Genomic DNA, 7,611 nt, shown 5'->3' on the forward strand with positions numbered 1-7,611 from the left:
ACAAGTGCAGGTGGCCTGCCTGCACTTGTGCCGACTCGGGCCGTTATGGACCTGCACTTGTGCCGACTCGGGCTGTCCTGGACCCGCACTTCTGCCGACTCGCGCCTTAGGGTTGAGGGGTGTCTGAGGGATTGTTCGAGATGGGGGCGCCAGCCCGGTCCGGGGGCTCTCTCTCGGGCTCGGACCACGCCCACGCGCCGCTGGCGGTGCGGATGCGGCCACGTACCCTCGACGAGCTCGTGGGGCAGCAGCAGCTCAAGGCCGCCGGCTCGCCGCTGCGGCAGCTGATCGAGGGCGACCGGTCGCTCTCGCTGCTGCTTTGGGGGCCGCCCGGCACCGGCAAGACCACCATCGCCTCGATTGTGTCGCGGCAGACCGACCGCCGGTTCGTGGAGATCTCGGCGGTCTCGGCCGGCGTCAAGGAGGTGCGCGCGGCGATCGACTCCGCCCGCGCCGAGCTCGTCGCGACCGGCAAGGAGACGGTGCTCTTCGTCGACGAGGTGCACCGCTTCTCCAAGGCGCAGCAGGACGCGCTGCTGCCCGGCGTCGAGAACCGCTGGGTGACGCTGGTCGCCGCCACCACCGAGAACCCCTACTTCTCGGTGATCTCGCCGCTGCTCTCCCGTAGCCTGCTGCTCCGGCTGGAGTCGCTGACCGACGACGACATCCGCGGCGTGCTGGAGCGAGCGCTGGAGGACGAGCGAGGCCTGGCCAGCGCCTACACCATCGACGACGACGCTCTCGACCATCTGGTGCGGCTGGCCGGCGGCGACGCCCGCCGCTCGCTCACCTACCTCGAGGCCGCCGCCGGCGCCGCCCACACCCGAGGCGGTACGACGATCGACCTCGCCACCGCCGAGACCGCCGTCGACACCGCCGCGGTGCGCTACGACCGCGATGGCGACCAGCACTACGACGTCATCAGCGCCTTCATCAAGTCGGTGCGCGGCTCCGACGCCGACGCCGCGCTGCACTACCTCGCCCGGATGATCGAGGCCGGCGAGGACCCGCGCTTCATCGCCCGCCGGCTGATGATCCTGGCCAGCGAGGACATCGGCCTGGCCGACCCCACCGCCCTCACCACGGCCGTCGCTGCCGCGCAGACCGTGCAGCTCATCGGGATGCCCGAGGGCCACCTCACGCTGGCTCACGCGACCATCGCGCTGGCGGTGGCGCCGAAGTCCAACGCCGTCACCACCGCCATCGGGGCGGCCCTGGCCGACGTACGCGCCGGCAAGATCGGGCAGGTGCCCGCCCACCTGCGCGACGCCCACTACGGCGGCGCCAGGAAGCTCGGCCACGGCGCCGACTACAAGTACGCCCATGACGAGCCGTTCGGCATCGCCGAGCAGCAGTACCTTCCCGACGTGCTGGCGGAGGCGGCCTACTACCAGCCGAAGGAGGTCGGCGCCGAGGCCGGCATCAAGGAGCGCTGGGAGCGGGTACGACGGATCGTGCGTGGGACCGGCGGCTGAGGCGGGACGTCATGGTCCGCCGCGATAGGGTCAGTGCCTATGAGCCCCAGCGATCGCGCGCGTGAGGCGGCGATCTCGGCCGCCGCTTGGTGCCACGGTCTGCGCCGGGCGGTTCACCCCGAGACCCGGTTCCGCGCCCGCTGGACCATGAAGAGCGAGCTGCGCCGCCGGCGCAAGGCACGCAAGGCGGAGGTCAAGGCGGCGCTGCGGGAGTACCGCGCTCGCCGCGATCAGGAGGCGCTGCCAGAGGTGGGCCGGTGAACGCCGGCCGGATCGCCTGGTTCGTCGCCGGCGCCGGCGTCGGCGCCTATGCGGCCTTCCGGGCCCGCCGGGTCGTCGACGCACTCTCGCCCGAGGGACTGCGAGACCGCGCCGAGGCGGTCAAGGCCGGCGCCCGGGTGGTCGCCACCGAGGTGGCTCAGGCACGGGTCGACAAGGAAACCGAGTTGCGCGAGCGGTTCGGGTTGCCGAGTCTCGAGAGCAAGACCAAGACGATGGAACTGGAAGGACAGCAGTGAGCGAGCTCGCGAGCCAGCGACCGGAGACGTGGCTGAGCACGGCGGAGATCCGCCGCCGCTTCACCGCGCACTTCGCCAACAACACCACCGTGGGACCCCACACCGTGGTGCCGTCGGCATCGCTGCTGCTCGACGACCCCAACCTGCTGTTCGTCAACGCCGGCATGGTGCCGTTCAAGCCGTACTTCCTGGGCCAGGAGACCCCGCCGTTCCCGCGCGCGACCAGCGTGCAGAAGTGCATCCGCACCCCTGACATCGAGGATGTCGGCAAGACCACCCGCCACGGCACCTTCTTCGAGATGTGCGGCAACTTCTCCTTCGGCGACTATTTCAAGGAAGGCGCCATCACCATCGCGTGGGACCTGGTCACCAAGCCGATCGCCGACGGCGGCTTCGGCTTCGACGAGGGGCTGCTCTACCCCAGCGTCCTCGACGGCGACGACGAGGCCGTCGAGATCTGGCGACGCGTCACCGGACTGCCCGACGACCGCATCGTCCGGCTGCCGGCCAAGGAGAACTACTGGTCGATGGGCGTGCCCGGCCCGGGCGGCCCCTGCTCGGAGATCCTCATCGATCGGGGCCCGGAGTTCGGCGCCGACCGTGACTGGGACGCCGGCGATCGCTACCTGGAGTTCTGGAACCTGGTCTTCATGCAGGACGAGCTCTCCGCGGTGCGCTCCAAGAGCGACTTCGACATCGCCGGCTCGCTGCCGAAGAAGAACATCGACACCGGGATGGGGCTGGAGCGGGTCGCCTACCTGCTGCAGGGTCGCGCCAACATGTACGAGACCGATGTCGTCTTCCCGGTCATCGAGAAGGCCCAGGCGCTCACCGGCAAGACCTACGGGACGACGACGGGGTCTGATTCTTTGGCGAACGACGTCAGGTTCCGGGTCGTCGCCGACCACGTCCGCTCCTCGATGATGCTCATCGCCGACGGCGTCACCCCGGGCAACGAGGGCCGCGGCTACGTCCTGCGCCGGCTGCTGCGCCGGGCGATCCGCTCGATGCGGCTGCTCGGCACCGAGGACCGGGTGCTGCCCGAGCTGCTCCCCGTCTCCCGCGACAAGATGGGGGAGACCTACGACTACCTCCACCGCGAGTGGGATCGGATCTCGGCCGTGGCGTTCGCCGAGGAGGACGCCTTCCGGCAGACCCTCAAGGCGGGCACCCAGATCTTCGACCTCGCCGCCGCCGAGGTGAAGCAGGGCGGGAGCGTCAGCTTCCCCGGCGAGCGGGCCTTCCAGCTCCACGACACCTACGGCTTCCCCATCGACCTGACCCTGGAGATGGCCGCCGAGCAGGGCCTCGCCGTCGACGAGGACGGCTTCCGCCGGCTCATGGACGAGCAGCGGCAGCGGGCCAAGGCCGACGCCCGGGCGAAGAAGAGCGCCCACAAGGACGCCGCCGCCTACCGCGAGATCGCCGACGCGATCGGCCACGAGGTGACCTTCACCGGCTACGACACCACGACCGACGAGGCAGTGGTGCGCGGCATCGTCGGCGCGGACGGCTCGGTCGCGGTCTCGGCGAGCGAGGGCGACGAGATCGAGCTGGTCCTCGACCGTACCCCGTTCTACGCCGAGGGCGGTGGCCAGCTCGCCGACACCGGCCTCATCGAGCTGGCCAACGGCGCCCGGTTGCAGGTGCTCGACGTACAGAAGCCGATCACGGGGCTGGTCGCCCACAAGGTGCGGGTCGTCAACGGCGAGGTCACTCCCGGCCAGGCCGCGCACGCGCTGGTCGACACCGGCCGCCGACTGGCGATCAGCCGCGCCCACACCGCCACCCACATGGTGCACAAGGCCTTCCGCGAGGCGCTTGGCGAGACCGCCACCCAGGCCGGCTCCGAGAACGCGCCGGGCCGGTTCCGGTTCGATTTCTCGGCCACCGGTGCGGTGCCAGCCTCGGTGATGGCCGACGTCGAAGCCCGCGTCAACGCCGTCATCCTCGACGACCTCGCGGTCCATGCCGAGATCATGAGCCAGAGGGAGGCGGTCGCCTCCGGCGCGATGGCCCTCTTCGGCGAGAAGTACGGCGACCAGGTCCGGGTGGTCTCCGTCGGGGACTGGGCCCGCGAGCTCTGCGGCGGCACCCACACCCAGAGCTCGGGCCGACTCGGCATCATCAAGCTGCTCGGCGAGTCCTCGATCGGCTCCGGCGTACGGCGCGTCGAGGCACTGGTCGGCACCGACGCCTACCAGTTCCTGGCCCGCGAGCACGTCCTCGTCGCCCAGCTCTCCGAGGCGCTCAAGGCGCGCCCCGAGGAGCTGCCCGAACGGGTGGGCGACCTGGTCGAGCGACTCCGCGGCGCCGAGAAGGAGATCGAGAAGGTCCGTCTCGGCCAGCTGCTCGCCTCCGCCGGCACCATCGCCGACGCCGCGCTGGACGTCGACGGCGTGGCCGTCGTCGCCTCCCGCGCGGTCGGCGCGTCGGGCGGCGACGTACGCACCCTTGCGATGGACGTCCGCGCCCGGCTCGACCAGGCCGGCCGGCCCGCCGTGGTCGTGCTCATCGGCGACGGTGGCGGCAAGGTCACCGTCGTCACCGCGACCAACGAGGCCGCCCGGGCCCGCGGGCTCTCGGCCAACGACCTGCTGCGCGGCGTCAGCCCCGTCGTCGGCGGCAAGGGCGGCGGCAAGGACGACCTGGCGCAGGGTGGCGGTAGCGACGCCTCTCGCATCGACGAGGCGCTGGCTCTAGTCCCCGGCCTGGTCCGCCCTTGAGACACGGGGTCCGGCTCGGGATCGACCCCGGCGACGCTCGAATCGGGGTGGCGCGCAGCGACCCCACGGGATTCCTCGCCACGCCGGTCGAGACCGTCAAGCGCGGCAAGGGCGACTTGGCCAGGATCGGCGCCATCCTCACCGAGATCGCCGCCGAGTCGACCGTGCTGGAGGTGATCGTCGGGCTGCCCCGCTCACTCAAGGGCGGCGAGAACCCCGCGACAGCGAAGGTGCGCGACTTCGCCGCCGCGCTGGCCCGCCGGATCGCGCCGTTGTCGGTCCGACTCGTCGACGAGCGGCTCACCACGGTCAGCGCGGAGGCTATGCTCCGCGACCGTGGCCGCAAGGGCCAAGACCGGCGTGCCGTGGTCGACCAAGCCGCCGCCGTACTGATCCTGCAGCACGCACTGGACACCGAACGCGCCTCGGGGGAAGCGCCTGGAGAGATCGTCGAGGTGGGACATGACTGACGGACCGGAGCCGAGGGACATCGGGGACACCGCCGAGCGGCCCGCCGTCCGCGATCTCGGCGCGACGACGCCCTCGGCAGAGGAGCCGGAGGCCCTGGCGCCGCTGCTGGGCGAGGAGCCGGCGGAGGACGACTACTACGAGGACGCCGGCAAGCGGCGCGCCGAGAAGAGCAGCGGCCGGCTGCCTGGCTGCCTGGCGGCGCTGGTGGCGCTGGCGCTGATCGCCGGTGGTCTCTTCTACGCCGGCTCCTGGGTCAAGGACAAGCTCGACTCCGCGCTGAGCGGCTCCTCGGACTACAACGGCCAAAGCGCGCACGGCAGCGTCACCTTCGAGGTGCACGAGGGCGACAGCGCCGCGCAGATCGGCCGCAACCTGAAGTCGGCAGGCGTGGTCTCCTCGGTGGACGCCTTCATCAGCGCGGCCAGCGGCAACCCCGAGGCGGCGGGCATCCAGGTCGGCTTCTACCAGCTGCAGCTGGAGATGAAGGCCACCGACGCCCTCGACGTGCTCGTCGACCCTGCCAACCTCATCACCAACACTGTCACGATCCCGGAAGGTCTGCGGGCCTCCGACATCGTCGCGATCCTGGCGAAGAAGACCGACTTCGCCAAGGCGGACTTCCAGGCGGCGCTGAAGGACTCGGCGATCGGGCTGCCGGACTACGCCGGCGGCGACCCCGAGGGCTATCTGTTCCCGGCGACGTACGCCTTCGGGCCGGACGAGCAGCCGGTGGACATGATCAAGGACATGGTCACCCGGTGGAAGCAGTCGGCCACCTCGCTCGACCTGGTCGCCAAGGCGGGTCAGGCGAGCGCCGGCTACACCCCCTCGCAGATCATGACCGTCGCCAGCCTGGTCCAGTCCGAGGGCAAGACGCCCGAGGACATGGCCAAGATCGCCCGGGTGATCTACAACCGCATCGAGCAGAACGGCATCGGCGGCACGGTCGGCAAGCTGGAGATCGACGCCACCGTCGACTACGCCCTGGGCCGCAAGCTCACCGTTGGCATCACCAACGAGGACAAGCAGGTCGACTCGGCTTACAACACCTATGCCGTCAAGGGGCTGCCGCCCGGGCCGATCAGCAACCCAGGAGATGCGGCGATCGAGGCGGCGCTCAACCCTGCCGACGGCGACTGGGCCTACTACGTCACGGTCAACCTGGCGACCGGCGAGACCAAGTTCGCCACGACGTACGACGAGTTCCTGACCTACCGAAACGAGCTGCGCGACTACTGCGCCAACGAGTCCGCCGGGGCCTGCTGATGCCGTTCGCGGCGGTGGTGGGGGACCCCGTCGAGCACTCGCTCTCGCCGGTGCTGCACCAGGCCGGGTACGCCGCGCTCGGACTGACCGGCTGGGAGTACGACGCCCGCCGGGTGGCCTCCGGCGCCCTGGCCGGCTTCCTCGACTCGCTGAGAGGGGAGTGGCGGGGGCTGTCGGTGACGGCCCCGCTCAAGCGCGAGGCGCTGGGCCTGGCCGTCACGCTCACCGACCGAGCCCGGCTCGCCGGCGGCGTCAACACGCTGATCCCGGTGGCCGGTGGCCGCTGGGCCGGTGACAACACCGACCTGCCGGGCGCGGTGGCGGCGATCGAGGAGCGGTTCGACGGCTCGTTGGCGACGGCCACGATCCTCGGCGGCGGTGCCACGGCGGCATCGGTCGGGCTCGCCGTCGCGGACCTGGGCGTGAGCCGGATCGTGCTCGCGGTGCGAGCCCCCGCCACCGCCGGCGAGACCGTAGGCCTGCTCCGCGGGCACCCGGCCGGACCGGTGGTGGAGGTCGTGCCGCTGGCAGAGGCCGAGCCCGCCGATGTCGTGGTGGCGACGATCCCGGCCGGCGCGCAGACGCCGGCGCTGGTGGAGCGGCTCTTCGAGGTGCCGCTGCTCTTCGAGGTCACCTACAACCAGTGGCCCACCCCGCTCGCCAGGGCCGCCACCGGCGCGCTGGTCTCCGGCCTCGACCTGCTGGTGCACCAGGCGGTCCTCCAGTTCGAGCAGTTCACCGGCGCCCCCGCCCCGCTTGCCGCGATGCGGGCCGCCGGTGAGGCGGCGCTGGCCTCCCCCACACCGCTGACCAGCCGCAAACTGACGCCCAAATCCTGGTGAGCAGACGCAAACTGACACCGCAGTCCCGCTGAGCGGTCGCAAACTGACACCGCTTCACCGGTCGCAAACTGACACCCCGGTGCCACTGCCCGCTCGCAAGTGGACGGAGCGGAGAAGCTGATCGACCGGCGTCCGGTCACGGCGTCCTAAGAGCGCGTTCGAGAACTCGGAGGCGCCGGCTCCGCGCCGCCCATCGCGCGCCCTGGCTGCGTTGTCGTCGGTCGCCATGCCTCCGGCATGGCTCCCTCCTCCGCCTTGCCATGACGCACGCTGGACAACGCCGAGCTCGACGCCGAGTTCTCGAACGTGCTCT

Annotated in this window: 7 protein-coding genes; all 7 read left to right on the forward strand. The window is 71.2% G+C overall.

What is annotated here, in order from left to right:
- Positions 1 to 119: 119 nt before the first annotated feature.
- The 7 genes from QM595_RS11610 to QM595_RS11640 are packed head-to-tail and all read left to right on the forward strand — an operon-like array spanning position 120 to position 7,298.
- Positions 120 to 1,475: a replication-associated recombination protein A gene (locus QM595_RS11610; protein WP_415171713.1), complete on the forward strand. Its 1,356-nt coding sequence runs from the start codon at positions 120 to 122 to the stop codon at positions 1,473 to 1,475.
- A 39-nt stretch (positions 1,476 to 1,514) separates the two neighbouring features.
- Positions 1,515 to 1,736 (forward strand): hypothetical protein, encoded by a 222-nt coding sequence (locus QM595_RS11615; RefSeq protein WP_415171714.1) that lies wholly within the window; start codon positions 1,515 to 1,517, stop codon positions 1,734 to 1,736.
- On the forward strand, positions 1,733 to 1,993 hold the full coding sequence (locus QM595_RS11620) for a DUF6167 family protein (RefSeq protein WP_415171715.1): 261 nt from the start codon (positions 1,733 to 1,735) through the stop codon (positions 1,991 to 1,993). The genes QM595_RS11615 and QM595_RS11620 overlap by 4 nt, the downstream gene beginning before the upstream one ends.
- Positions 1,994 to 2,025: 32 nt before the next feature.
- Positions 2,026 to 4,719: an alanine--tRNA ligase gene (alaS, locus tag QM595_RS11625; protein WP_415171719.1), complete on the forward strand. Its 2,694-nt coding sequence runs from the start codon at positions 2,026 to 2,028 to the stop codon at positions 4,717 to 4,719.
- Positions 4,716 to 5,189, forward strand: a complete 474-nt coding sequence (ruvX, locus tag QM595_RS11630; RefSeq protein ID WP_415171716.1) for a Holliday junction resolvase RuvX — start codon at positions 4,716 to 4,718, stop codon at positions 5,187 to 5,189. Before alaS ends, ruvX begins: the two co-directional genes overlap by 4 nt.
- On the forward strand, positions 5,182 to 6,456 hold the full coding sequence (gene mltG, locus QM595_RS11635; protein ID WP_415171717.1) for an endolytic transglycosylase MltG: 1,275 nt from the start codon (positions 5,182 to 5,184) through the stop codon (positions 6,454 to 6,456). Before ruvX ends, mltG begins: the two co-directional genes overlap by 8 nt.
- The gene (locus QM595_RS11640; protein ID WP_415171718.1) at positions 6,456 to 7,298 is read left to right on the forward strand and encodes a shikimate dehydrogenase; all 843 of its coding nucleotides are present in this window, start codon (positions 6,456 to 6,458) and stop codon (positions 7,296 to 7,298) included. Before mltG ends, QM595_RS11640 begins: the two co-directional genes overlap by 1 nt.
- The last annotated feature ends 313 nt before the right edge of the window (positions 7,299 to 7,611 follow it).

Origin of the sequence: Nocardioides sp. (genome assembly GCF_047607185.1) — a bacterium.
In the GTDB taxonomy this organism is placed as follows: Bacteria; Actinomycetota; Actinomycetes; order Propionibacteriales; family Nocardioidaceae; genus Nocardioides.